The sequence below is a fragment of the Mesorhizobium sp. WSM4817 genome (genome assembly GCF_055811135.1).
In genome coordinates this window covers 72,429-95,384 of sequence record NZ_JBVVQQ010000002.1, presented here as the reverse complement: position 1 = coordinate 95,384, position 22,956 = coordinate 72,429, and the positions used below count along the sequence as shown (strand labels likewise).

General features: G+C 62.4%; 20 protein-coding genes. 2 read left to right on the top strand and 18 right to left on the bottom strand.

What is annotated here, in order from left to right; genetic code table 11:
- Positions 1-23 precede the first annotated feature (23 nt).
- From AC0L2K_RS03145 to AC0L2K_RS03120, 6 genes are all read right to left on the bottom strand, one after another.
- Positions 24-1,040, bottom strand: a complete 1,017-nt coding sequence (locus AC0L2K_RS03145; protein ID WP_128167878.1) for a TRAP transporter substrate-binding protein — start codon at positions 1,038-1,040, stop codon at positions 24-26.
- A 29-nt stretch (positions 1,041-1,069) separates the two neighbouring features.
- Positions 1,070-2,914 carry a TRAP transporter large permease gene (locus AC0L2K_RS03140; protein ID WP_473530761.1) on the bottom strand — a complete coding sequence of 615 codons (1,845 nt, stop codon included), beginning with the start codon at positions 2,912-2,914 and terminating at the stop codon, positions 1,070-1,072.
- Between the two features lie 291 nt (positions 2,915-3,205).
- Positions 3,206-4,783, bottom strand: a complete 1,578-nt coding sequence (locus AC0L2K_RS03135; RefSeq protein WP_473530592.1) for an ABC transporter transmembrane domain-containing protein — start codon at positions 4,781-4,783, stop codon at positions 3,206-3,208.
- Positions 4,762-5,844 (bottom strand): P-loop NTPase family protein, encoded by a 1,083-nt coding sequence (locus AC0L2K_RS03130; protein ID WP_473530591.1) that lies wholly within the window; start codon positions 5,842-5,844, stop codon positions 4,762-4,764. Before AC0L2K_RS03130 ends, AC0L2K_RS03135 begins: the two co-directional genes overlap by 22 nt.
- Before the next feature lie 155 nt (positions 5,845-5,999).
- Positions 6,000-6,404, bottom strand: coding sequence for a type II toxin-antitoxin system VapC family toxin (locus AC0L2K_RS03125; RefSeq protein ID WP_128172121.1), 405 nt, complete (start codon positions 6,402-6,404; stop codon positions 6,000-6,002).
- Positions 6,401-6,634, bottom strand: a complete 234-nt coding sequence (locus AC0L2K_RS03120) for an AbrB/MazE/SpoVT family DNA-binding domain-containing protein (RefSeq protein ID WP_254023080.1) — start codon at positions 6,632-6,634, stop codon at positions 6,401-6,403. Before AC0L2K_RS03120 ends, AC0L2K_RS03125 begins: the two co-directional genes overlap by 4 nt.
- 161 nt (positions 6,635-6,795) lie before the next feature.
- On the opposite strand from AC0L2K_RS03120, the gene AC0L2K_RS03115 reads away from it, so the two are divergent.
- A complete protein-coding gene (locus AC0L2K_RS03115) occupies positions 6,796-7,740 on the top strand; it encodes a lipid kinase (protein ID WP_473530590.1) in 945 nt (314 codons plus the stop codon).
- 103 nt (positions 7,741-7,843) lie between these two features.
- On the opposite strand, the gene AC0L2K_RS03110 is transcribed toward AC0L2K_RS03115, so the two are convergent.
- The 4 genes from AC0L2K_RS03110 to AC0L2K_RS03095 all read right to left on the bottom strand — a co-directional run bounded on the left by AC0L2K_RS03110 (position 7,844) and on the right by AC0L2K_RS03095 (position 11,575).
- Positions 7,844-8,338, bottom strand: coding sequence for a hypothetical protein (locus AC0L2K_RS03110; protein ID WP_473522467.1), 495 nt, complete (start codon positions 8,336-8,338; stop codon positions 7,844-7,846).
- 270 nt (positions 8,339-8,608) lie between these two features.
- The gene (locus tag AC0L2K_RS03105; RefSeq protein ID WP_287258349.1) at positions 8,609-9,394 is read right to left on the bottom strand and encodes an ABC transporter ATP-binding protein; all 786 of its coding nucleotides are present in this window, start codon (positions 9,392-9,394) and stop codon (positions 8,609-8,611) included.
- A complete protein-coding gene (locus tag AC0L2K_RS03100; RefSeq protein ID WP_473530589.1) occupies positions 9,388-10,455 on the bottom strand; it encodes a FecCD family ABC transporter permease in 1,068 nt (355 codons plus the stop codon). The genes AC0L2K_RS03105 and AC0L2K_RS03100 overlap by 7 nt, the downstream gene beginning before the upstream one ends.
- Complete coding sequence (locus tag AC0L2K_RS03095) at positions 10,445-11,575, bottom strand: ABC transporter substrate-binding protein (RefSeq protein ID WP_473530588.1); 1,131 nt, start codon at positions 11,573-11,575, stop codon at positions 10,445-10,447. Before AC0L2K_RS03095 ends, AC0L2K_RS03100 begins: the two co-directional genes overlap by 11 nt.
- A gap of 113 nt (positions 11,576-11,688) precedes the next feature.
- Here AC0L2K_RS03095 and AC0L2K_RS03090 point away from each other — a divergent pair, with 113 nt between their 5' ends.
- Positions 11,689-12,477 carry a class I SAM-dependent methyltransferase gene (locus tag AC0L2K_RS03090; protein ID WP_287258347.1) on the top strand — a complete coding sequence of 263 codons (789 nt, stop codon included), beginning with the start codon at positions 11,689-11,691 and terminating at the stop codon, positions 12,475-12,477.
- A gap of 44 nt (positions 12,478-12,521) precedes the next feature.
- Here AC0L2K_RS03090 and AC0L2K_RS03085 read toward each other — a convergent pair whose 3' ends face one another.
- Genes AC0L2K_RS03085 through AC0L2K_RS03050 form a run of 8 tightly spaced genes read right to left on the bottom strand, consistent with a single transcriptional unit; the run spans position 12,522 to position 22,802 of the window.
- Entirely contained in the window at positions 12,522-14,144 is a 1,623-nt protein-coding gene (locus AC0L2K_RS03085) for a GMC family oxidoreductase (RefSeq protein WP_473530587.1), read from the bottom strand.
- Positions 14,141-15,655: an FGGY-family carbohydrate kinase gene (locus AC0L2K_RS03080; RefSeq protein ID WP_473530586.1), complete on the bottom strand. Its 1,515-nt coding sequence runs from the start codon at positions 15,653-15,655 to the stop codon at positions 14,141-14,143. Before AC0L2K_RS03080 ends, AC0L2K_RS03085 begins: the two co-directional genes overlap by 4 nt.
- Positions 15,656-15,680: 25 nt before the next feature.
- A complete protein-coding gene (locus AC0L2K_RS03075; protein WP_473530585.1) occupies positions 15,681-16,523 on the bottom strand; it encodes a class I fructose-bisphosphate aldolase in 843 nt (280 codons plus the stop codon).
- Positions 16,496-18,232 (bottom strand): glycerol-3-phosphate dehydrogenase/oxidase, encoded by a 1,737-nt coding sequence (locus tag AC0L2K_RS03070; RefSeq protein ID WP_128172112.1) that lies wholly within the window; start codon positions 18,230-18,232, stop codon positions 16,496-16,498. The genes AC0L2K_RS03075 and AC0L2K_RS03070 overlap by 28 nt, the downstream gene beginning before the upstream one ends.
- Positions 18,233-18,250: 18 nt before the next feature.
- A complete protein-coding gene (locus tag AC0L2K_RS03065; protein WP_473530584.1) occupies positions 18,251-19,246 on the bottom strand; it encodes an aldo/keto reductase in 996 nt (331 codons plus the stop codon).
- Positions 19,243-20,223 carry a sugar-binding transcriptional regulator gene (locus AC0L2K_RS03060; protein ID WP_128167893.1) on the bottom strand — a complete coding sequence of 327 codons (981 nt, stop codon included), beginning with the start codon at positions 20,221-20,223 and terminating at the stop codon, positions 19,243-19,245. The genes AC0L2K_RS03065 and AC0L2K_RS03060 overlap by 4 nt, the downstream gene beginning before the upstream one ends.
- Before the next feature lie 28 nt (positions 20,224-20,251).
- Positions 20,252-21,241 carry an ABC transporter permease gene (locus tag AC0L2K_RS03055; RefSeq protein ID WP_128245196.1) on the bottom strand — a complete coding sequence of 330 codons (990 nt, stop codon included), beginning with the start codon at positions 21,239-21,241 and terminating at the stop codon, positions 20,252-20,254.
- A 19-nt stretch (positions 21,242-21,260) separates the two neighbouring features.
- On the bottom strand, positions 21,261-22,802 hold the full coding sequence (locus AC0L2K_RS03050) for a sugar ABC transporter ATP-binding protein (protein WP_473530583.1): 1,542 nt from the start codon (positions 22,800-22,802) through the stop codon (positions 21,261-21,263).
- Positions 22,803-22,956 lie beyond the last annotated feature (154 nt).

The following is a 22,956-nucleotide window of genomic DNA, read 5'->3' as shown; positions in this document are numbered from 1 at the left end:
CCCGCCCGGGAACTGCCCTGCGCTCAGGTCAGGCTGGCGCCAACAGCCTTTTCCAGGATGGCCCAGGCTTCGTCGCCGTACTTGCCCTTCCACTCGGAGTAGAAGCCGGCGTCCTTCAGCGTCTGCCGGAACGGGGCCGCATCCGGATGGTTGATCTTCATGCCCTTGGCGGCGAGCTCCTGCTCAAGCGTGGCATTGAGCTTGGCGACGTCCTCGCGCTCCTTCACGCCGGCCTCGTTGAGGTTCCTGGCGACGATCTCGCGCATGTCCTGCGGCATCGCCTCCCAGGCCCGCTTGTTGGCGAGGAACCAGAAGCCGTCCCACATGTGGTTGGTGACCGAGCAGAACTGCTGCACCTCGTAGAGCTTGGCCGTGGAGATGATGGCGAACGGGTTTTCCTGCCCGTCGACGATCTTCGTCTGCAGAGCCGAATACACTTCGGCGAAGTTGATGCTGGCCGGCGCCGACTTGAAGGCGGTGAACATCGAGGTCCAGAGCGGGCTGACCGGGACGCGAATCTTGAAGCCTTCGAGGTTCGCGGGCGTCTCGATCGGGCCGACGGAACTGGTGATCTGGCGAAAGCCGTTGTCCCAGATCTTTTCCATGACGACCAGGTTCGATTTCTCGATCTCGCCGCGCACATATTTGCCGAGGTCGCCATCCATCGCCGCCCACACGGCGTCGTAGTCCGAGAAGGCAAAGCCGATGCCGCTGATCGAGGCATTGGCGACGAGCGTGGAAAGGATCAGCGGCGACAGCGTGAAGAATTCGACGCCGCCCGAGCGAACCTGGCTCAGCATGTCGGTGTCGGCGCCGAGCTGGTTGCTGGGGAATATCTGGATGGCGACGCGGCCGCCGGTCTCCTCGCGGATCTTCTCGACGGCATCCTGCGCGCGCAGGTTCATCGGGTGGGTGAGCGGCAGGTTATTGGCGTATTTATAGTTGAACTCCGCCGCCTGCGCCCCGGCGTAGCGGATGGTGCTCACGAGCGGGATGGATGCGGCTGCGCCAATCATCAAGCTGCGGCGGGTGATGGTCATCGTGTTTCCTCCTGGTTGAATCCGAGTGGCTAGAGATAGGCTACCGACAGCGCCGGGACGGCGGCGATCAGCAACAGGCCGGCAAGCAACGCACCGAGGTAGGGCCAGATGGCGCTCATAGCCTCGTCGGGCGAGACGTCGCCGATCTTGCAGGCGATGTAGAAGCCGATGCCGATAGGCGGCGCCATGAGTCCAATGTTCATCGCCGTCACGACGACCATCGAATAGTGCACGTCGTTGATACCCAGCCGAGCGGCGATCGGAAACATGATCGGCGCCATCAGAACGATCGCTGGCAGACCTTCAAGGACGCAGCCGAGAACCATGAAGACGGCGATGGTGACGAGCATGAAGGAGAACCAGCCTCCCGGCAGGTCGGTCATGTAGATGGCCAGTTGGTTGGCGAAGCCGGTTTGCGTCAGCGCCCAGGCCATTGCCGAGGCGGTGCCGAGAATGAGCAGGATGGCGCCGGACAGCGCCGCCGTCTCGACCAGCATGGCGTAGAATTTCTTGGCGCCGATGCCGCCATAAAACAAGGCGCCGATGACCAGCGCATAGAGCACGGCGATTGTGGAAACCTCGGTGGCGGTGGCGACGCCGCCGCCGACGGCGCCGCGGATCAGGAAGGGAAGCACCAGTGCGGGGCCGGAGACGAGCAGCGTCTTCCAGACGAGCGAGAACGGAGCGCGATGTACGCCTTCCATGCTTTCGCCCGAAGCCTTCCAGCGCGCGAGCACCGCAAGGACGAGCAACAGAACCACGGCGATGACGAAGCCGCTGGTGAAAAGCGCGGCGATCGAAACGCCTGCGACCGAGCCGAGCACAATCAGCACGATCGATGGCGGCACCGTATCGGCCATCGCAGCGCCGGTTGCGAGCAACGCGATCATCTCCTTGGGCTTGTGGCCGCGCCGCTTCATTTCGGGGAAAAGTGCCGGAGCGACAGTCGCCATGTCGGAAACCTTCGAACCGGAAATGCCCGAGACGAGGAACATCGAGCCCAGCAGCACGTAAGACATGCCGGCCTTCACATGGCCGAGCAGCGACGCCATGAATTCGACGATCGCCTTGCCCATGCCTGTCGCGTCGAGCACACAGCCGAGCAGGACGAAGATCGGCACCGACAGCAGGATGAGGCTCGACATCCCCTCATCGATGCGGCCGACAAGCACGATCATCGGCACGTGCGTGCTGAAGGCGATGAAGGCGATCGTGCCGACGCCGAAACAGAAAGCGATCGGCACACCGAGCAGAAGGCAGACCGCCACCACGCCGACGAGAAAGATGACGATGTTGGCGTAGCCGAGCGTGAGGAACAATGGCGAAAGCAGCCAGCCGACCACGGCCAGTGCGGCAATGACTGCGACAGCGGCGGCCAGGTTGGCGAGCGTCGCTGCGCGGATCGCGTGGCCCACGGCGATAACCGACATCAATGCCAGCCCGGCGACAATTGCCGAGGCGCGGAAGCTCATCGGAATGTTGAGCGCTGCCGAGGTGACGTACCACTCTTCCTGTACATACTGGCTTGCCGGCACGATCAGCGCGAGCAGCACCGTCGCCACGACGAGCAAAGCGAGGGCGTCCACGAAGTGGCGGCCGCGCTCGGGGATCAGGTTGAGGAAGATGGTAAGACGCAGATGCTCGTTGCGGTCGATGGCGATGGCCGAGCCGAGCATGGCGAGCCAGAGAAAGGAGATGGAGGCGGCCTCATCGATCCAGACGATCGGCAGCGATAGCACGTAGCGCGAGATGACGCCGGCGAGCAGCAGACCGATGACGAAGACGAGCAGGATCGAGGCCACCGCCTCGACCGGCCACATCAGCCGTGACCCTGGCCGCGCATCCAGCACCTCGGCCGGCGTATCGATGATCATCGTGTTGTTGCTGGCGGCTGCCATGCCTCAAGCTCCTCCGCTCGGACCAGGCAATAACGCCTGCTCACGCCGAAATCGGGAACGAAGCGATCTCCTCCCGCTCATTCCAGATTTTCGCATACAGGTCTATATCATGGACCGATTATTTCGCATAACCGATTTTTGCCATGCAATCGGCTGTATATCAGCGACTTGCGGCGAAAATGCGATCCATATTGTGGATCGATGTCGCTAGTCGCGACTATTTATGGTTGCAACAAGACATGTGGCAGCGCCGAGGCGATCTCCCGATCACTCGCAATCGAGAAGGCAGGTATCATCGAATTCCATGCCCGCAGTGGCTGCTTCGCACGAGACGATCACTGTCGTTTGCGCGGCACGCGCGTGTGCAAGAACGGCCGCAAGCAAGTCCCGGTCCTTGCAGACATCGATGTCGTCGATAAGGAGCACGGCCGCTGATCGAACCAGCGCTCGTGCGGCACGGATCCGGGCGGCCTGCATGGCACTGATTTGAGGGGGCTCCAGTCTCTGGCCGCTGTCTGGCGGTCCATCGACTGCCAGGCCGCACAGCGAGGCCGTGGCGATTATCTCTTCCTGCGGGGTCGCTGAGGGCGCTCCCAGGGCTATATTGTCGACCATTGTAGCCCGCACCAACGGGATCGCCGGCGACAAAAGGGTGATTGCCCGGCGCCGGTCGCGCCGCGAAATCTTGTCGACAGGAATGTCATCGAGGAAAATCGCCAGGCCGCTGTTTTCCTCAAAACCTGCGATGCTGGAAAAAAGCGCGCTGCGTGCTTCAGGCGTATCACCGCCAAGCAGGATCGAGGCGCCGGGCGCGGCATCCAGCACTTTTGACGGCGTGCCGTTTCGGCAATGAAATTCGATGCGCAGCCGCCGGCCTGACGTCGAGCGCGGCAGGGGAACTGGATTCACAGGATCCGCAAGCACCGGCCTTGCCAGGATGGAGGCAATCCGGCGGCGGGACTCGACATAGGCAAGCCGATAATCGGCGGCGCGAGCGAGGTCGGAAAGCTGGCCAACCGTCAGTCCGGCGAGGAGCAATAGCGTGCTGAGATCGCCAACCAGCATCGCCGGGCGGCCCGAAAACGCATAGGCCACGAGAATGACGACGATCACGGGCATGACGAAGTCACTGGACGCGCGCGCAGCCCCCGACCACCCTGCCCGGCGAACGAGCCACATGTTGAGCGCTTCCGACATCCGGTCGATCTTGCGTGTGGACGTTCCGCTTTTGCCGAAATGGGCAAACGCCGCCCGGGCGGCAACGATGTCGCCGAGACGACCGGCAAGCCGTCCCCGCCTCCGCCGGCTTTCGCGGATGGCCCGGTGAAGAAACGGCAGGGCAACAAGACAGACGATCGACCAGGCAAGAACGCCGCAAAGCAGGAACGGCGCAACCCCTGGGACAAGCCAGAAGGCGCCAACCACGATGAGAACGACGGAAGGACCCGCAACAAAGAGGGAAGCCACGCCGTCGGCCAGCCAGGATCTGATGGCGGAGAGGTCGGTGAGGAGGCGGGTCATTACCAGGCCGAGACCGGTCCGGCCGGCGCCAGGCGGCAATGCGAAGAGTTGCTCGACCAGCAGTCTGCGGACCTCGCGCACATAGTCCAGTGCAAAAGCTGCCCCCTGTCGGCGCTGCATCACCCCGAGTGCGAAGAGCGCGATGCCAAGCGAAAGGCTGGCCACGATCAGCCTGCCCTGCCCGAGCGGCTGCGGTTCCCCGGAAACCGCCGCACCGACGATGGCGACAAGAGCGAGCGACGTGGCGGCCTTGGCAAAGCCGATGGCGACAAGAACCGCAAGGGCGACCAGTCGCGTGCCGATCAGGATTCCTGGTAGACGCATTGTGCACCTCCAGCGATCACCATCAGGCGCGGGTTCAATATCCCTGAGACTATGCTTGCCGCGGTCGCCGGATCGGTGAGTTCCTTGACGCCATAGACAGGGACGTTGGCAGCGCCTGCTTCCCGGCGCGCCAGCGGCGAGCAGGTCAAGAGCCCGCTGAGCCCGAGCACGTCGTATCCAAGCTCGCGCAGCCTTTCGCAGCCCGCCACCGCCCCCATCGCATCGCCTGCGGCAAACAGCACGCCGCCGGTCAGCTCGCGGAATTTCGGGGACTTTGCCAGCGCCGCCGTCTCGGACTGGAATAGCCCATCCGCGACCTCCAGAACCGCGATGTCCGCCCCGGTGGCGGCAAGAGAATGCAGCAAATGCTGCGCGCCCTCGACGATGGCATCGATTGGGGCGAGATAGGTCGTGGCAAAGCCGGCAACAGTAAAATCAAGAGCGGCGCATGCTCCGGCATCCATCATCGACCAGAGATCATTGCCGGCTCCGGTTCCGGTCACCTTTGCCGCACCAACTGCGAAACCTGCCCTGGTCAAACCACGCACGAGGCTTGCAGCTGTTGTCGTCTTGCCCGAATTCATCGACGTTCCGAAGACAACGATTGTCGGCGGGGTGAGCCGCGCCGGCTGCGGCGCGACCGCAAAGTCTGCAACGTTCAGAACGCGGCCGCATGAGTTGGTGACGAGGCCGAGCGGCACGATCGCAGTCGGAGACATGGTCTTGTCGTGCCATGCCAACGCCCGCGAAGCCACTCCGCCTGCCGCCACCATATGGCACGGTCCGAGATCTGCCGGAACGATCGCCTCGAACTGATCAGGGGCGTAGCGGTTGCCGTAGGCCAGGACGACTTCGTCCGTCGCGGCAAGTGCCGCCTTGCGTCCCGAGGGCAGCTCGACCGACTTGTGGTGACCGAGCGCCTCGATCCGCGCGAGCACCAGGTCGCCTGCCTTCGGTTCGGCGGGAGGCGAAAGCAACATCCGCATGCGCTCAGTGGGAATTCGGCGGGTCGTGAAAGCCCGCTTGGCCTTCGCGATGCGTTCGCAGTCAATAATTTCCATTGTGGTCTCTCCGGTCACCAAGGGGGCGCTGTTACCTGGGGGAGAACGCGGTCGATCCAGGATTATTCTCGGTGGAGTTGCAATTCTTTTCGCCACGATGGCGTAGACCCAAGCCGCGGGGCCTACGCACACATGTTCTCGGGCAGGCGGGCTGTTCAGGCGCCCGGTGCGATCAGTTTCAGCGATGGAAAATAGGTGCGATAGCGGCCAACGTCGCGGGTGAGCAGCGGCAGTCCATTGACGGCCGCATGGGCGCCAATGAAGAAGTCAGGCAGCACGCCAGTGCGCGATCCGCCCGATTTGCGATACTGCGTAAAGACCTTTCCGGCGAGGAACAGTGCTGCCCGGGGCATCGGAGCCATTTGGAGACCGGCTTCGTCAAGAAACGCGTCGATACTCTCGATGCGGTCATAGCGGACGGCAAGTTCGGCATAGACCGCATCGTTGATCAACAACGGCCCATCGAGGCTTGCCGCCTCAAGCCGGGCGATCGACCAATCCGCCCAGTTCGCATCGTCCGTGACAAGATCGAGCAAAACGTTGGTGTCGACCAGCGTCACGCGTCGCCACGCGTCAGTGCCATGATCGCGTCGGTGTCGAGCCCCTTGCCGGCATGGCCGCGCAATTTCGCGAAGCGGCTCACGGGCTGCTTCTTGTCACTACGCACAATCACCACATTGCCGTCATCGGTGCGGCGGAAATCAACCTTGCTGCCCGGAACGATTCCGAGCAGGTCCCGGACCGGCTTCGGGATGGTCACCTGTCCTTTGGCTGTGACTGTGTTGGTCATCTCATCTTGCACCTTGGTAATACCCATTTTCCACAAGGTATTACCATGTCAGCCGAATTTCAACCTCCGCAAGCGGCTGCCAAAGCCATGATTTTGTGACTTGTTTTCCCAGGCGCCCTGTCGACGTCGTAATCCGCAGGCACGCACCCTATCTACGCCGCATGAATGACATGACGAACAGACGCGCGCTTCTACTCATCAATCCAAAGGCACGACGCGGGCAGGAATCTCTCGCACCGGTCGTCGAGCGGCTGGAAGCCGGAGGGCTCCGCGTCAGCGTCGAGACATTTGAGGCACTGCCCGAGATAGCACGCGACATCGTGCGCCTTCGCCGTGGGGCCGATCTTGTGATCGTGTGCGGCGGCGATGGCTCGGTGTCCTCGGCGGCGGTCGCGGTCATGGAAAGCGGGCTGCCGATGGGCATCATTCCGATGGGGACGGCGAACGATCTGGCGCGTACCCTCGAAATACCGTTGGATCTTGGGAAGGCGGCTGACGTGATAGTAGAGGGCGGACGACGTCTGATCGATATCGGGACCGTCAATGGCCACGCTTTCTTCAACGTCGCGAGCATCGGCCTCAGCACCGATCTTGCCCAGGGGCTGGATCCGGCGCTGAAGAAGCGTTTCGGCAGGTTTGGCTATGCCTTGGCGGCCATGAAAGTGTTGACCAAGGCCCGCCACTTTGAAGCAAGGATTACCGAAAAGGGCGCAACGACCGAAGTCGAGACCTACCAGATAGCGGTCGGCAACGGCCGCCACTATGGCGGCGGCAACGTCGTCGAGGAGACGGCGGAGATCGATGACGGCCATCTCGACCTGTACAGCCTGGAAATGACGAATCTCTGGAAGATGGCGCTCTTGTTGCGCTCGTTCCGCTCGGGCACGCACGGCGCCTGGAGCGAGGTTCGCACAGCCAGATGCGTCGAGTTCGACATCGAGACGAAAAGGCCGATGCCGGTGAATACTGACGGTGAGATCGTCACCTCAACCCCGGCGCATTTCAAGGTCCACCCGAAGGCGATTTCGGTGTTCGCGCCTGCCGCCGCGCGCATACAGCCCCGCACAAAGGTGCCTGGTGACGCGGTCAGCGCAAACAGCGGCTAGACTGGCGACCAAGCGCGCGTCGAACAAACCCAACTGCCTGCGGCCATCTCTCGATCAGGAGTGATCTGGCAACAGCAACATAGCCTTCCGGGCATGTCTTCGATCATTGCTTGAGGAACGCGCCCGTGTAGGTCTGGCCGGCAAGCCTGACGGTTCCGGCCAGGGTTCTGTCGGGCCGCATGACAAAACTGACGTCTGCGCCACTCGGCAGGCGCTCAAGCTTCAACGTAGTCCCCACAATTCTTCCAACGCCGGCGGCCTCTCCCGGATGGTTGTCGCCCAGAGTTCCCCACGCATAGGTGACCGTCACCTTGCCATTGGAAGAAATCGTCTGAACAGCAAGTTTGGCGTCATACATCCCCTCCAATCGTCCGGCCCATAAACCCGAAAAAGCAGCATATTTTGCCGGGACGGTCTTGGCAGGCGGAGTGACCGCCACGGATTGATCAATAATTGCCGAGCCGGAAGGAACAGCGGCAGGATCCGAGGCGGTTTGGGCAGGAATGGGTCCAGGTCCTAACGCAGGTTCGACAGTGGGTCGCGGCGTTTCAGGCGCCGATTGGCACGCGGTTATGGCAAGCGCCGCGAAGCCAAGCATTGCGTTGCACATTCGGCGTGCCATCATCTGGTGCCCCGGCCATCTCTGAATCTAGCGCAGCCTAACCTTATCGCGCGTTTTCATGACCTCTGTCTACCCAAGGTATCTCGTACGACAGTGGCTCGTCGAAGGACGTGCAGTGGTCGTGAGTGAATGCCTCCATTCGTCGCCAAAGCAGCCGCCATGGTGATATAAAACGTATTTGATTCAAAGATTTATGCCATAATTTCGATCTATTTTCTACGCGTTTGGCTTTCGACCACAGATGCCTTAGGCTGCTATCGATGCAGTCGCTGCCGTTTCGGCGGCAACGCCGTCCACCATGACATGACTAATACCCCGCGAGCAGCGCTCGATTCTGGCCTCGACGCGGTACACACCACGCAAAAGCGCCGGCGTAACGACATCTTCCGGCGTGCCGCAGGCGACCATCCGCCCCTCGGCGATGACGATGCATTTGTCGGCGAAGCGCAGGGCCTGATTGAGGTCGTGAATTGCGATCAGCACTGCAATTCCGTGCTTGCGCGCAAGCCCGCGCATGAAGGTCAGCACCTCGACCTGCCGGTGCAGGTCAAGCGCGGACGTCGGCTCGTCCATCAGCAGGATTTCAGGTTCGCGAGCCAGGGTCTGGGCGATGCTTACCACCTGCCTTTGCCCGCCGCTCAATTCTCCGACGTTGCGAAAGGCAAGATCCGAGATGCTGAGCGCGGCCAGGATGCCGTCTATGAGTGCGAGGTCGCCGTCGCTGACCGACCATGCCGAGCCCTGCTTGCGGGCGAGCAGAATCGATTCATAGACGGTCAGCACCGCGTTGGCTGCCGTATCCTGCGGCATATAGCAGATGCCGTCCGGCCCCTTCACCGCTCCCTCGAGGCAGACGCGTCCCGGGCCCTTCAGAAGTCCTGCGATGCGCTTGAACAGCGTCGACTTGCCCGCTGCGTTGGGTCCGATCACGGCGACAACCTCGCCACCCCGGAACATGGGAGTTGAAACATCCGAAAGGACGAGCCGCGCCCCGTGGAAGGCTCCGAGACCATCGAGCCTGATCGTTACCATGAGCGCCTCACATTCGAGAGGATCAGCGAGATGAAGAAGGGAATGCCGATAAGCGAGGTGACGATGCCGATCGGGAAGATCGTGCCTGGAACGAGCGACTTGCTGGCAACCGAACTCGCCGAAAGGATGAGCGCCCCCGAAAGCGCCGAGGCGGGCAGGAAGAAGCGCTGATCTTCTCCGATCAGCATGCGGGCGATGTGCGGACCGACAAGCCCGATGAAGCCGATCGTGCCGACGAAGGCGACGGGAATGGCAGCAAGGAGGCTCACCATCATCATGGTTTCGAGCCTGAGGCGTGCGACCTTGACGCCAAAGCTCGCGGCCTTGTCTTCGCCTAGCCGCAGCGCCGTCAGCGCCCAGGCGCGGTGCACGAATATCGGAAGTGTTGCAAGAAGGATGAGGCTGGTAATGATGAGCTTGGGCCAGGTGGCTTTGGTGAGGCTTCCCATCGTCCAGAACACGACCGCGGCGAGCGCCTGCTCGGAGGAAAGATACTGTACGAGCGACAGCAGCGCATTGAAGGTGAATACGAGCGCGATGCCGAGAAGCACGATGGTTTCGACCGTCACGCCGCGCTTGAGGCTCAGAAGGTGGATGACGAGCGCGGTCAGCATCGCCACCACGAAGGCGTTGAGCGGCACGATATATTCGATCGCGGCCGGGATCAGCGCGACGCCGAAGGCGAGCGCGAGGGCTGCGCCAAAGCTGGCCGCCGCCGAAATGCCGAGCGTGAACGGGCTGGCGAGCGGATTGTTGAGGATGGTCTGCATCTGCGCACCGGCGACCGACAGTGCTGCGCCGACGACTACTGCCATGAGCGCGATGGGAAGCCGGATGTCCCACAACACGACGCGCACCTGAAGCGGCACACTGCCGGGAGAAACCAGGGCGAGCACCACCTGGTCGAGGCTATAGCTTGCGGGCCCGAGCGCGAGGTCGATGCAGAGGCTCAGCAACAGCGCCAGGGCGAGCCCCGCCAGGATCAGTTGCTTGCGCAGGACAAGGGCGCGGTAGAGCCCGCGCCCTTGTTTGGCTGGCAGTGCGGCCGGTTCACTGCTCATCGGAGAGCGAGACCCAATGGCCAGGCCTGTACCCGACCGGCAGGAACTTCTCGTGCAACTCCTTGAAGGTGGCCTCGGCGTCGAGATCGGCGAACAGGTCGGGATGCAGCCATTTGGCCATCTGCTGTATGGCGACGAACTGATAGGGGCTGTTGTAGAACTGGTGCCAGATGGCGTGGACCTGCCCGTTCTCCACCGCCTTGATGCCGGTCAGCGCGGGCCGCTCGGTCAGGCCCCTGAGTTTCTTCAGTGCCGCGGCTTCGTCGGCGCCGGGACCGACGTCGACCCATTTGCCGCCCGGCACATAGGCCTCCCAATTGCCGCCCGTCACAATCACCTGGTCGGGATCGCTGGCGATGATCTGTTCGGGATTGAGCGCGCCAAACGTGCCCGGGATCAGGTCGGCCGCGATATTGGCCCCGCCCGCCATGTCGACGAACTTGCCAAAATTGTCGTTGCCGAAGCTCATGCAGCAATCATCGGAATAGCCCCCGGCGCGATCGATGAACACGGTCGGGCGCTTGGGGTTCTTCTCTGCGATCACATCGGTGACGCGCGCGATCTGGGCCGCGCGGTAGGCGATGAACGCCTCGGCCCGCTGTTCCTGGCCAAGCAGCTTGCCGATCAGGCGCATGCTCGGCTCGGTGTTGGTGAAGGGTTGCTCGCGGAAATCGACATAGACCACCGGAATGCCGACGGCGGCGAGCTTCTCGATGTATTGCGCGTCCTCGGTTGCCTGCTTGGACTCGATGTTCATGATCATCACGTCCGGGTCAAGTGCGATGGCCTGCTCGATGTCGAAGGTGCCGTCCTTGAAACCGCCGAAGGTCGGTATCGCCGCCATCGACGGGAATTTTTCCAGATAGACGGCGTAATTGTCCGGATCGGCCTGGGAGAAATCCTCGCGCCAGCCAACGATGCGCTTGAAAGGGTTGTCGGTATCGAGCGCGGCGATCAGGTAGATCTGCCGGCCTTCGCCGAGGATGACCTTCTCGACCGGCGTCTTCACCTCGACCTTGCGGCCGGCAATGTCGGTGACGGTCTCGGCGCGCGCGCCTGGGATAAGCGGCATCAAGGCCGCGAGCGCGACCGCGGCCGCAAATATCGATTTCAAAATCATTGGGCTCTCGCAATTCAGTTGCCGGCCCCGCTTATGAAACATGAATTGCATAATCAAGATTTTTCTTTTAGAGCAATTCCAATGTAGCCGCTTTGGGGAGTGCGTTTCGGGCAATGACGGCTCACGCAAACTATTCGCTGCGCGACGAGATTCGGGACTATTGGTCCGACCGCGCCGAGACATTCGACCTGCAGGTCGGCCACGAGATTTTTTCCGAGCAGGAGCGTGCCGCCTGGCACGCGCTCATAACCAGGCACATTGGGCCAGGCGCCGGGCGGGCGTCTCTGGATCTCGCCTGCGGGACTGGCGTCATTTCGCATCTGATGCACGATCTGGGCTTTGTGGTGACAGGCCTCGACTGGTCGGAAGCCATGCTTGCCAAGGCGCGCGCCAAGGCACAAAAACGCGGCGCCGATATCCGCTTCATCATGAGGGATGCAGAACGGACGCTCGAGGACAAAGCGAGCTACGATGTCATCGTCACCCGTCACCTGGTCTGGACGCTGCTCGATCCGAAGGCGGCCTTTGCCGAATGGTTCTCGCTGCTGAAGCCCGCCGGCAGGCTGCTGGTCATCGACGGCGATTTTGTCAGCCGCAACTGGGCGACGCGTATGCGGGAACTTTGGGAGAAGCTCACGGCCGGCAAGTCCCAGGTCTCGGACGATGACGGCGCCGCCATGGCCAGACGCCACCAGAATATTCTTGCTCGTGTCTATTTCTCAGGCGGCGCACGGGCGGAAGAGATTGTTCGCTTGCTGGCCGAAGCCGGGTTCGATCAACCTGTCGTCGACTGGAAACTGGGCGCGATCCATCGTGCCCAGGCTCGACGGATGAGTTGGCCCAAGGCGCTCGAACGCGCCACTCAGCATCGCTTCGCGATCTGCGCGACAAAGCCGCAGTAAAGCTCCTCGGCGCTGCCGGCGTCGGTCGCTCCATGCGCCGAGGATTATTTCTCCTGGTTGGCGTCCTGCAAGATCATTTCCGATGCCTTCTCCGCGATCATGACCACTGGAGAGTTGGTGTTGCCGGAAACGATCGCCGGCATGATCGAAGCATCGACGACGCGCAGGCCAGAAATGCCGTGCACCCGCAGCCGGCCGTCGACCACTGCCGTCGAGCCTGCGCCCATCTTGCAGGTGCCGACCGGGTGGAAAATCGTCGTGCCGATATCGCCGGCCTTGCGGACGAGATCTTCGTCGCTTTCATAATGTGCGCCGGGCAGCATTTCCTCAGGCGCGTAACGGGCAATGGCGCGCGCCTTCATCAAGCGGCGGACGTGGCGGAGCGATGCCACAGCCGCAGTCCTGTCTCCCTCGGTAGACAAATAGTTCGGCCGGATCTTCGGAGCCGCCTGCGGATCGGACGCCTCCATGTGGACGGTGCCGCGGCTTTCCGGTCTGAGATTGCAGACCGAAACCGTGACCGCGGGGAAGCGATGCAGCGGCTCGCCCAGCCGGTCAGTGCTCAACGGCTGGACATGGTATTCGAGATCGGGCGTCTCCAGGCGTGGGTCGCTCCTGGCGAAGATACCAAGCTGGCTCGGCGCCATCGACAGCGGTCCGCTGCGACGGATAGCGTATTCGACGCCCATAGCCGCACGGCTGAACAGATTGTGGTAGCGCTGGTTTAGCGTCGAGGCGTTGGCGACCTTGAAGACTGTGCGGATCTGCAGATGATCCTGCAAATTCTCGCCGACGCCTTCCAGCGCGTGGCGAACCGGGATTCCTGCTGCGCCAAGCACGGCAGGTCGGCCGACGCCGGAAAGCTCGAGCAGCTTCGGCGAATTGATCGCGCCGGCGGCAAGGATCGTCTCCCCTGCCCGCGCACGATGCAGTTGGCCGCCCATGCGAAAGACAACGCCGGTGACGCAAGCTCCGTCGAAATCCAGCATCTCGGTCTCGGCGCCGGTGACGACGCGCAAATTCGGCCGTCGCAGCGCGCTGCGCAGGAACGCCTTAGAGGTATTCCAGCGCACGCCTTTCCTCTGGTTGACCTCGAAATAGCCCGACCCTTCGTTGGTCCCGCCGTTGAAATCCTCGGTCCGGGGGATGCCGAGTTCCTCGGCAGCATCGCGGAAGGCATCCAGGATTGGCCACGACAGGCGCTGGCGCTCGACGCGCCATTCGCCACCGGCGCCGTGAAGGTCGTTGGCGCCACCAAAATGGTCCTCGGACTTGCGGAAATACGGAAGCACGTCATCCCAACCCCAACCGAGATTTCCGGCTTGCCGCCAGCCATCATAGTCGGCCGCCTGGCCGCGCATGTAGATCATGCCGTTGATCGACGAGCAGCCGCCCAGAAGCTTGCCGCGCGGATAGTTGAGCGCACGACCGTTCAGCCCGGGCTCCGGCTCGGTCTTCATCAGCCAATCGGTGCGCGGGTTGCCCATGCAGTAGAGATAGCCGATGGGAATGTTGACCCAGTGGTAGCGGTCGCTGCCGCCGGCTTCCAGAAGTAGCACGCGCATGCCTGGATTGGCCGACAGTCTGTTGGCCAGCACGCAGCCGGCTGAACCCGCGCCGACGATGATGAAGTCGTACTGTCCAAAATCGGCAGCGGTCTGTGTCAATTGGACGTCCGTTCGCTTGCCATCCTGTCCCATAGCGGACCCATGGCCTTGTTGATCTCACCATAGAGACGATAGCGCCGCTCATAGACCGGTGCGATCGCGCAATTGGGCTGGTAGCATCGGTCGGGCGCGGTCATCGCGGCGGCGCCCGCAGAGAAGTCGGCAAATAAGCCGACGCCTGTCCCGGCTGCAATCGCAGCTCCCAGCGCACCTGTCTCACGGCTGCGCGCCACGGTCACCGGCACGTCCAGCACATCTGCGAATATCTGCGGCCAAACGGCGCTGCGCGAGCCGCCGCCCGAAAGAACCGCCTGGCTGACAATGGCTCCCGCTCGACGCAACGTCTCGACATGGCGCCGGTGCTCGAAGACGACGCCCTCGAACAGTGCGCGCAGCATATGAGCCCGCGTGTGCCAGCCGGCGATGCCGTAGAAACCGGCACGCGCCTTGCCATTCTGCTGCGAGCCGTAAAGGAATGGGTGGTAGATCGGCATGTCTCCCGCGGGATCGACGGAAGCAACAAGCTCGCTGCAGATCTCGAATGGCGATGCGCCTGCCGGGGGCGCATGCTCGAAGAACTCACGCACGATCCACTCGAGATTTGCGGCCGAAGTGGCGCTCGATTCGATGGCGAGGTAGCGCACCGGATCGAACGTCGACAGCATGAAGATCGACGGATCGCGGATCGGCTCCTGGGTGATAACCTGGTTGACGCTCCAGGTGCCGGCAATGATCGAGGCTGCGCCGGTGCTGGTGACGCCCGAACCGATGGCGCTGGCGACGACGTCGAACAGGCCGGCCACCACAGGCGTGCCCGCAAGAAGGCCGGTGGCAGCGGCGACATCGCGCGTGACATGGCCGGCGATGTCGGAGGCTTCCAGCACATCCGGCAGCAGTTCCATGCAATCGTCGAGACCGTAGGCGGCCAGCAACTCAGGCTCGTAGCGCCGGCCGGGCATGTGCAATAGCCCGCAGCCCGACATATCCGAGGTCTCGGTCGAGCGCGCGCCGGTGAGGCGGTTGACGATAAAATCCTTGCACAGGAAGACGGTACCTATTTTGGCAAAAAGTGCCGGATCATGGCGCTTGAGCCACGCCAGCAGAGTCGGCGACTGCGCCGCCCAGGGCCGTTGCAGGCAGTGGATATAGGTCCGGTCGCCAACGCCTGCGGCCGCCCATTCGCTGACGATGCCGACGCCGCGCGTGTCGAGCGACTGGATGCCGAGCAGCGGGTCGCCGCCGCGGTCCAGCGCATAGAGCCCGTTGCCGTGGCCGGCGCAGCCGATCACCGCGATCGCGCGGGGGTCGATGCCCGACTGGTCGAGGCACTGGCGGATGACCTCGACGGCGTTGCGCCACAATTCGCCGAGGTCCCGCTCGACATGGCCGGGCTCTGGCATGCACGAACGGCCGTCGCGAGCGGCAAGTGCGAGTTCGCGACCGGCGGTGTCGAAGATGATGGCCTTGATGACGGTATTGCCCGCATCAAGGCCAAGAATGTATCGCTGCATTGAAGCTCCTCCCAAGCTGCAAAGATTATTCTTGCTGGTAGAGCTCCCAGGCCGCCGCGCCGTCCGCATTCTCATGGATGATCGCCATCAATCCTCTCACGACGGCACGAGGGTTGGAATGCTGGTATATGTTGCGGCCATAGACCATGCCTGCCGCGCCTTGTGCCATCAGCGCCGCCGACTTGTCGAAGACGGCGCGCAAATCCTCCCTGCCCCCACCGCGCACAAGGACAGGACAGCGTGCCGCAGCCACCACCCGGTGGAAGTCGTTCGGATCGGTCGTCGGATCCGCCTTGATGATGTCGGCGCCCATCTCGCTGGCGAGCCGGGTCAGGGTGACGATCTTTTCGGGGTCGCCGTCGACCATGTATCCTCCGCGCTCCGAATTGGGCAGCATTGCCAGAGGCTCGATCATCAGCGGCAAGCCATACCTTTCACAGTCGGCGCGAACCCTGGCAATGTTGTGGACGCATTGCCGAAACAGGTCCGGCTCGTCGGGCAGCATGAACAGATTGACGACCACGCAGGCCGCGTCCATCTCCAGCGCGCCGATCAGCGGCTCGGCTTCGTTCTGCAGGACGGCCCACATCGAACGATGGCGGGTTTTGTTGTATGGATTGCCCATGTCTACGCGCATGACCAATGCCGGCTTGTCCTTGCCGGGCAGGGTCTGCAGCAAATCGGCCTGGCCATAATTCATCTGAATGGCGTCCGGCCCCGCGGCGACCAGCTGGGCGACGACGCCAGCCATATCCTCCAGCCCTTCCAGGAACGACGGCTCGTTGCATACGCCATGGTCGATTGCGACGTCGAGACAGCGCGCCCTGCCGAACAGCCGGTTCATGCGGACTTTCTTGTTGATGCGCATTCGGCGCTCCTTCCTTGGTCTTTTTGCGATAGCTGGTCGAGATCGACGCCGTGCTGGCGCTGCAGCAGGGCGAGGAAATCGGTGCGCTCGAATGCCTTGCGCGCAGCGTCCCAGCTCCTTTCGACTGCGAGAATATCGAGAACCGCGTCGAGAAGGTCGCAAGAGAGTGCACCGGTGATGGCAATTGTCGTGCGGCGGAGCAGCAGGTCCTCCAACTGCTCGACATATTCATTGGCGATGAGATACTGAATCTCCCGGACCGAGTAGTCGCTGCCAGGCAAGAGCTCGTCCTGTCCCGCTGCCAAAAAAGCGGCGACGGCATCCGCCACGGTGCCGTAGCGCTCGAACAGGCTGCGCATGCGGTCAAGCGACAGGCCATGCGCCGCCGCGCGTTCTGCGCACCATTTTTCGGGGGCCATGGGAAAATGCCGGCCGCCGCCGATCGGCATGTTTTCGGTGCCGACGATGCGCTGTCGGCACAATCGCTCGAGCACGATATCCGCTGCCAGTTCGCCGAACGACCGGAAGGTTGTCCATTTCCCGCCGATCATGCACAGCGTCGGCGGCACTATACCGGCACCCTCGATGAGCTCGCAGAAATGATCGCGGGGAATGCGCCCGGTAAAACTGTCCCGGCTTATCGGTAGCGGCCTCACCCCGGTGAACTGAAAGACGATGTCGGTATCAGCAATCTCGATATCGGGAAACACAAAGGACAGGGACTGCCGGATGTATTGCCGCTCGTCGTCCTCGCAGCGCGCCTGGTCGGGATCGTCGACACGGATATCCGTCGAGCCGACCAGCACATTGCCGAGATAGGGGAACAGAATGCAGATCCGGCCGTCCTCGTTCTCGTAATAGATCATGTGGCCGTCGAGGGCGTCGTGAAGCTCGCGATTATCGACGATCAGATGCGATCCTTTGGTGCCGCCCATAAACTTGGGCGCAACGGCTCCGATAGCCGAATTGGTCAGGTCGATCCAGCCGCCTGTGGCGTTGACGACGAGCCGCGGCTTCACGGCAACTGTTTCGCCAGACAGTCCGTCGTTAAGCGCAAGGCCCGCGTCACCGAACGATATGCGTGCATAGTTTAGCGCTCGAGCCGATGGCCTTTCGTTCATGGTGTCGCGCAGCATCTCGGTACCCAGCCGCTCGGGGTGGCTGACCCAGGCGTCATAGTATGTCGCCGAATTGCGGATAGCAGGATTGATTGCAGGCCAGACCTTGAGTGTTTCAGCACGGCTCCTGAACTTGTGCGTCGGGACGATACGCCGTGCGGCGGTGAAGAAGTCATACATCGCCAGGCCGGTCTTGATGACCAATGCGCCGCGCCGACCCGGACGACGGCTTAGCCCAAGGAAGCGGAATGCACCATTTGCGATGCCTGAGAACAGGTCGAAGATTGGCACTGTGGTTGGCAGTGGCGCAACGTAATGCGGCGCGTTCTTCAATAGCCGATCGCGTTCGAGCAGGGATTCGCGGACCAGCTTGAACTCGCCGTTTTCAAGGTAGCGCAAGCCGCCATGAACCATGCGCGAGAGGGCTGCGCTGGCGCCGGAGCAATAATCGCCCTTTTCGGCGAGCAGGACATCGACGCCCTGCAAAGCGAGTTCGCGAAACACGCTGATGCCGTTGATGCCGCCGCCTATGACGAGGACGTCAACATCGGGGTTCCCGCGCAAGCCGGCGATCGTCTGGATGCGATTCATCTCAGGACGCGCTTTCGATCACGCGTCTATCGCTACGAGGTGCCCGGCCACCGCCGCATCGATGGCCCCCAGTTCCGCCGCGCTCAGTAAAATCTCCCCTGCCCTGGCGTTGTCGAGCGCCTGCGTCGCGTTTCGCGCTCCACACAACGCGAAGGTTATGCCGGGTTGCGCCAGCGTCCAGGCGATGACGATCTGCGCCATGCTTGCCTGGTGGATCTCAGCGACCGGGGTCAGGGCATGTTTCAACGCGGCTACCTTGCGCCGGTTAGCCTGAGAGAAGCGCGGATTGTCTTTGCGCTGGTCGTCGCCGCTGAACTCGCGCGCCGGATCGATGGCGCCTGAGAGCAGGCCGAGTGCAAGCGACGAGTAACTGAGTGCTGCAACTTGATGCTGGCGCGCGATCGGCAGCAATGTCTGCTCGATGTCGCGATCCAGCATCGAATATCTTTCCTGGATCGCGTCGAGCTGGCCAGCGGCGACATACTGCTGCAGCTCGGCAGCATTGAGATTGCTGGCGCCGATGGCGCGGATCTTGCCAGCGGATTTGAGGCGTTCGAGCGCTTCCATTGTTTCGGCAATGGGTGTCGTCGGGTCCTGCCAGTGGGTGATGTAGAGATCGATATAGTCGGTGCCGAGCCGCCGCAGGCTCTGTTCCACTTCATAAGCGATGCCGTCGGCGCCCAGATATCGGTTCACCGGCGTTCCATCCTGATCGAAGAAGTGGTTGCCCTTTTTCGAATGCCAGTTGAGGCCGCATTTGCTGGCGATGACCGCGCGGTCGCGCCGGCCCTTGATGGCCTTGCCGACGATCTCTTCGCTGCGGCCAAGACCGTAAGCCGGCGCGGTGTCGATCAGCGAAACGCCGGCATCGAAGGACGCCTGGATGGCGGCGATCGATTCTGCTTCATCCGTGCCACCCCACATCCAGCCGCCGATGGCCCAGGTGCCGAGTCCCACCGCCGAAGCGACAACGCCGGACTTGCCGATTGAGCGGGTGATTTGTCGAGTATTCATGCTGCATTTCCTTCGGCGAGCTCGAGGATCTTCAAGCCGGTGGTTTCGTCGGTGACGAGAGTGTCTAGGTGAGAGCCGCGCATGGCACTGAGGATCGGGACCACCTTGCTGGCGCCGCTTGCGACCCCGATCGACTGCGGAATGGTCGCGAATTCCTCGAGCGTCAGCGAGACCAGTGAGCGATTGAGGCTGTAGTCCGCGAGCTTGCCGTCGCCGTCTATGAGATGGGCGAGCAGCTCGCCCGCCGCCCCCGAGCGCTCGATGGCCAGCCGGTCGGCGCTCGAGGACGGGTGCAGATCGTAGTAGCTCGAATCGTCAGCCAGGATGGAGCCGATGCCGACGACCGCAAGCGTTGCTTCGCGCGCCTTGTTGAAGACGTCCGAAACGGCCCGGACGCCCATCAGCATGTCACGTTGGGCCGGGCTGTCGGCAAACAGCGGCGCGTGAATCTGATAGGCGCGCCCGCCGAGCTTGTCGGCCATCAGAGACGCGACATGATTGACGTCGGTGTAATGCTTGCCCTGGACCAGGCCGGTCGCGGGAACAACCTCGACGTCGTAGCTGCGGCTCGGCTTGAGGCCGGCGACGACGGCACTCACCCCCTTGCCCCCGGTGATGGAAATCGTGTCGCCGTCCTTGATCGTCTCGAGCACCAGCCTGGCTGCGGCCTCACCGACACGCTGAAGCGCAGTCTGCGGATTGTCCGAAACGGAGGGGACGACGACGGCCCTTTGGAGTCCGCCGATCGCGACAAGTCGCGCCTCGATGTCGATCAGTTGCTCGACCGGCGACTTGATCTTGATCTCGACAAGCCCGAGTTGATGACCGCGTTTGATGAGGCGGTTGACGGTCGCATGCGAGATGCCGAGCTCCTTGGCGATTTCCGCCTGCGTCTTGGCTTCCATGTAATGAAGCACAAGCGCCTGATACATCTGGCGGACGATCGTGACGTCGTCCCGCGAATTGGGTGGTGACATGATGGATGCTCAACTCTCGCGCTGCTGCTCAGGACTTCCTGCGGTGCAGGAAGTGGTCGATCGATACCGCCGCGAGCAGGATGCATCCCTTGATCATGTCCTGCCAATAGACGGAAACGTCGAGCAGGATCAGCGAGCTTGTGACGACCGAGAGCAGCGCCATGCCCAGTATGGCGCCGAAGATGGTGCCCGAGCCGCCATTGAGCGATGCTCCGCCAATCACCGCCGCGGCGATGATGTTGAGCTCCATGCCAGCGCCGAAGGTCGGGGTCGCAGCGCCAAAGCGTGACATATAGATGACGCCGGCAAAGCCCGCGAGGGTGGAGCAGAGAACCGTGACCCAGAATTTGACCTGCTTGGTCTTGATGCCCGAAAATTGGGCCGCCTTCTCGTTGCTGCCGGTATAAAAGACCTTGCGGAAGGCCGTGGCACGCCGAAGCAGAAAATCGAAGATGGCCACGACCACGACAAAAATGACGATGACATAAGGCACATTGCCGAAGCTGCCCTGGCCGATCGCCTTGAACCCAGGCGGCAGGGTGAACAGCGACAGCGGGGTTCCCTTGGTGATGACAAGACAGAGACCGCGCACGATCACCATCGCCGCCAGCGATGTGATGAAGTGATTGAGCCCGATAACGGTCACGAAGAAGCCCATCACCGCGCCGATCAGCGCGCTGGCGCCTATGCCGATGAGGCTCGCGGTCCACGGGTCCAGACCCATCAGGAACAGAGCGCCTGACACGACCATGGAGAAGCAGACCACCGACCCGACGGAAAGGTCGATGCCGCCGACGATGAGGAGTATCGTCATGCCGACCACGACGATGCCTTCAATGGAGAAGCTCATCAGCATGGCGCGGAAATTTCCCCAAGTCAGGAAATGCGGCGAAGCGAATGTCATGGCGATGCACAGCGCCAGCATGATTGCGATCAGCCCCGCCTCGCGCATTGACCCAAGACGCAGCCAATTGCGCCCGCCAAGCCCGGGGGCGCTCGCCTTGATTTCAGCGTCCATGAGGGTTCCTCCGGTCTGTCTAAGCGACATTCTGAACCTGCCTTGCGTTTGATCGTTGCTGCCGGAGACCCGAAGCCAGCAGCATGATTGCCTCTTCGGTCAATTCGTCAGCCCCCAGTTCGCCGACGATGGCACCTTGGTGTATGACAAGCACCCGGTCGCTCAGTCCGATCAATTCCGGAAGCTCGGATGAAATCACGATGACGCCGACGCCCCGCTCGGCGAGATCGCGAAGCAGGCGATGAATTTCCACTTTGGCGCCGACATCGACCCCGCGTGTGGGCTCGTCCAGAATGACCACCTTGGGGCCGACCGAAAGAAGCCTGGCGATGGCGACTTTCTGCTGGTTGCCACCGCTGAGCGTCGACACCTGTGTCTCTATGCCGCCCATGCGCACATTGTGGCGCACGACCAGGTCGGTGGCTTGCTTTGCCTCGGCGCGGCGATCGAGCAGCCCAAGCGGCGTGGTCAGCTTCCGAAGGTCGAGCGCGGAGATATTGGATGCAACCGACAGGTCGAGGAACAGGCCGGACGCCTTGCGGTCCTCCGAGAGGTAGACCAGGCCTGCGCGCACCGCATCGCTGTAGGTCCTGATGCTGATCGGCTCGCCGTTGAGTTCGACCGATCCCGACACTTTCGGGCGCAAGCCGCAAACGGTCTGGACCATCTCGCTGCGACCGGCGCCAATCAACCCGCCGATCCCAAGAATTTCGCCTGCTCGAAGCGTGAACCCAACGCCAGCGGAATCCTGTCGATAGGAGAGATTTTCGACCGACAGCACAGGGCGGTCGGTACGCCGTTCAGGCGAAAGCTTTTCGGGATAAAGCTGCGTGATTTCGCGCCCGACCATCTTGCGCACGACATCATTGGGAGTGACCGAAGCGATAGAATCGGTCGCTACGTATCTGCCGTCACGAAACACCGTGACGCGGTCGCACAGGCTGAAGATCTCCGCCATGCGATGGCTGATGTAGATGATTGAAATTCCGCGCGCCTTGAGATCGCGGACGATTGCGAAAAGGCGCTGCGCCTCGGTCTCGGTCAGCGCGGCCGTCGGCTCGTCGAGCATCAGCACCCGGCATTCGAGCGTCAGCGCCTTGGCGATTTCCACAAGTTGCTGGTTGGAAATAGAAAGATCGGCGACTGGCGTCTCGACCGGGATCGGTGCCAGCAGGTCCATTATCTTCTGCGCATCGGCGTAGAGCCGGCGAAAATTCATCAGCGGCGCGCGCCGATTGTTGACGGCCGCCATGAGGATATTCTCGGCCACCGTGGCATCCTGGCAGAGCGCGATTTCCTGATGGACGAGGCCTATGCCAAGCCGCTGCGCGGCGGATGGCGATGTGATGGTGACGTTCTTGCCTTCGAGACGAATGGCGCCTTCGTCGGGTTGCACAATGCCGGCGATGATATTCATCAGCGTGGACTTGCCCGCACCGTTCTCGCCGCACAGGGCATGAATTTCGCCGCGCTGCAGCGTGAAATCGACCCCGGTCAGCGCTTTGATGGCGCCGAACGATTTCGAGATGTCGCGGATTTCAAGAATGGCGGCGGCAGTCACTCCGTCCCCCTTCAGCGTTGAAATTGATGATATGGCTCGGGTCGAGGGGGGGGGGGCCCCCCCCCCCCCCGCCCCCCCCGAAAAAAAACACCAAAAAACGCCGGGCGGTTTAATCAAATCCCAAGGTGGCGCGCCCCGGGGGGGTGGCGGGGCA

What these genes read in the sequence shown, in the direction of transcription:
- AC0L2K_RS03080 (WP_473530586.1), bottom strand. Translation starts at nt 15,655, where the DNA reads ATGCAGCGATACATTCTTGGCCTTGATGCGGGCAATACCGTCATCAAG.
- AC0L2K_RS03145 (WP_128167878.1), bottom strand. Translation starts at nt 1,040, where the DNA reads ATGACCATCACCCGCCGCAGCTTGATGATTGGCGCAGCCGCATCCATC.
- AC0L2K_RS03070 (WP_128172112.1), bottom strand. Translation starts at nt 18,232, where the DNA reads ATGAATCGCATCCAGACGATCGCCGGCTTGCGCGGGAACCCCGATGTT.
- AC0L2K_RS03100 (WP_473530589.1), bottom strand. Translation starts at nt 10,455, where the DNA reads ATGAGCAGTGAACCGGCCGCACTGCCAGCCAAACAAGGGCGCGGGCTC.
- AC0L2K_RS03065 (WP_473530584.1), bottom strand. Translation starts at nt 19,246, where the DNA reads ATGAATACTCGACAAATCACCCGCTCAATCGGCAAGTCCGGCGTTGTC.
- AC0L2K_RS03120 (WP_254023080.1), bottom strand. Translation starts at nt 6,634, where the DNA reads ATGACCAACACAGTCACAGCCAAAGGACAGGTGACCATCCCGAAGCCG.
- AC0L2K_RS03075 (WP_473530585.1), bottom strand. Translation starts at nt 16,523, where the DNA reads ATGCGCATCAACAAGAAAGTCCGCATGAACCGGCTGTTCGGCAGGGCG.
- AC0L2K_RS03135 (WP_473530592.1), bottom strand. Translation starts at nt 4,783, where the DNA reads ATGCGTCTACCAGGAATCCTGATCGGCACGCGACTGGTCGCCCTTGCG.
- AC0L2K_RS03095 (WP_473530588.1), bottom strand. Translation starts at nt 11,575, where the DNA reads ATGATTTTGAAATCGATATTTGCGGCCGCGGTCGCGCTCGCGGCCTTG.
- AC0L2K_RS03105 (WP_287258349.1), bottom strand. Translation starts at nt 9,394, where the DNA reads ATGGTAACGATCAGGCTCGATGGTCTCGGAGCCTTCCACGGGGCGCGG.
- AC0L2K_RS03110 (WP_473522467.1), bottom strand. Translation starts at nt 8,338, where the DNA reads ATGCTTGGCTTCGCGGCGCTTGCCATAACCGCGTGCCAATCGGCGCCT.
- AC0L2K_RS03055 (WP_128245196.1), bottom strand. Translation starts at nt 21,241, where the DNA reads ATGGACGCTGAAATCAAGGCGAGCGCCCCCGGGCTTGGCGGGCGCAAT.
- AC0L2K_RS03140 (WP_473530761.1), bottom strand. Translation starts at nt 2,914, where the DNA reads ATGATCATCGATACGCCGGCCGAGGTGCTGGATGCGCGGCCAGGGTCA.
- AC0L2K_RS03115 (WP_473530590.1), top strand. Translation starts at nt 6,796, where the DNA reads ATGAATGACATGACGAACAGACGCGCGCTTCTACTCATCAATCCAAAG.
- AC0L2K_RS03090 (WP_287258347.1), top strand. Translation starts at nt 11,689, where the DNA reads ATGACGGCTCACGCAAACTATTCGCTGCGCGACGAGATTCGGGACTAT.
- AC0L2K_RS03060 (WP_128167893.1), bottom strand. Translation starts at nt 20,223, where the DNA reads ATGTCACCACCCAATTCGCGGGACGACGTCACGATCGTCCGCCAGATG.
- AC0L2K_RS03130 (WP_473530591.1), bottom strand. Translation starts at nt 5,844, where the DNA reads ATGGAAATTATTGACTGCGAACGCATCGCGAAGGCCAAGCGGGCTTTC.